Raw genomic sequence first — 1,472 nt, forward strand, 5'->3', positions numbered from 1 at the left:
GGCTAAGAAGCTACATTTCTACTGTTAAGAAGAATCATCTTTCTGTAATGGATGCAATTCAAGATGCAATTGCTGGAAAGCCATTTGTTCCAACAATTGTTTGATTTTAGGATTGCAAATTAATTTTATGTATTATAGTCGGTCATACAGGATTGACGATAGGTAGGCTGAATAGTTACGAATCCTTTTTGATGAGAGATCGATTCCCCATATCTAGATAGAAGCCTCCCAACTCCTTTCCCCCTACAGTCATTCTGAACATAAAGACGTTGCAATTCTATTGCTCTATCATGTACTAAGTGATCTGGCATTTCAGAATCTACATATTTTGCATAGCCACATATTGCACCCTTTGCATTTTTACAGAGTAAATAGATGGATCCAGAGCTTTCAATCTCTTGCTTGATCAGTTCTTCCGAGAAGGCTTCTTCCACATAAGTCCTAAGTTCATCCATAGGAAGAGTTACCTGATATGCATCTATAAATGATTCTTTTCCGAACTCGGAAAGAAAGTTCACATGTGACAAATTTGCTTGTAATACATCAAGCCGATCGTTCATACTACCACCTAAGATCAAAATTCATCTGTCTGCTATGAGCGAAGAGGATAACACATCAGATAGCACTCATTGTTGATCTTTAATTTTAATATTGCGATAAAGATATTTTATAACTTTTTTATAGGTAAAATTTGCCCACATGCCTTATCATATTTTAATATTCATTTCTTCTTTTTCTCGCTCCACCAAGCCAAGGCTGCGAATATTATATAGAAACTTAAACTTAAAATACTCATTACTGCTACAGGAACTTCTCCTTCTGGTGCGAACATTGTTGGAGCATAAAAAATAACTAAAAAAGTCATTAGAATGATCGGTCGTTTAAGGTTCTCAGAACCTTTGTAAAGATAATATCCTGCTCCAATGAAAAAACCAACTTCAAGTAAAAAAGCTATCCATGGATAGTTCCATAATCCCAGACCAACTTTATAACTATTGAAAATAAGGGGCATATCCGGTGTGTGAGCTATGAAATCAATAAACCAGTGTGATAATACTCCCATCGAGAGTGCAATTCCCCATGTCTTGTCCTTTAGTTTCCAAAAGACCAGGAAAACAATAAGCGCAATACCCAAACTATTTGATAAAGAGTGAGTTAACGGAATATAGTCCATCGATGTTCTTAGGAAAGGATTAGAGGTGGGATTATAGCTCATTTTTTCCACACCAAGCAACACCGAGATAAATGCCAGAATATCGACAAACTGAACTGCAATAAAGAACACCCAGAGAGGAATTGTATTAAATTTCTTGGTATTGGTATTTAAGTAGAGTTTTTATGTTATTAGGACCTATATTTATGCATGAACTGTCCCAGGTGCAAGAGCTCCAATCATAAAAAGAACGGTAAAATCGATGGACGTCAACGCTACAAATGCCATGATTGTGGGTATAACTATTCAGTGGAGATTA

3 protein-coding genes are annotated in these 1,472 nt (G+C 36.0%); 1 reads left to right on the top strand and 2 read right to left on the bottom strand.

Annotated features, from left to right (window positions below; genetic code table 11):
• Positions 1–125: 125 nt before the first annotated feature.
• Positions 126–560: a GNAT family N-acetyltransferase gene (locus tag KDK67_RS14065; protein ID WP_250869473.1), complete on the bottom strand. Its 435-nt coding sequence runs from the start codon at positions 558–560 to the stop codon at positions 126–128.
• Between the two features lie 161 nt (positions 561–721).
• Entirely contained in the window at positions 722–1,285 is a 564-nt protein-coding gene (locus tag KDK67_RS14070; RefSeq protein ID WP_250869474.1) for a hypothetical protein, read from the bottom strand.
• Between the two features lie 78 nt (positions 1,286–1,363).
• Here KDK67_RS14070 and KDK67_RS14075 point away from each other — a divergent pair.
• Positions 1,364–1,472: transposase-like zinc-binding domain-containing protein (locus KDK67_RS14075; protein ID WP_420846926.1), on the top strand; the 109-nt coding region annotated here is incomplete at its 3' end.

The organism is Methanococcoides seepicolus (genome assembly GCF_023684405.1).
Lineage (GTDB): Archaea > Halobacteriota > Methanosarcinia > Methanosarcinales > Methanosarcinaceae > Methanococcoides > Methanococcoides seepicolus.

Coding starts and splice junctions, on each gene's coding strand:
- KDK67_RS14065 (WP_250869473.1), bottom strand. CDS start 560: ATGAACGATCGGCTTGATGTATTACAAGCAAATTTGTCACATGTGAAC.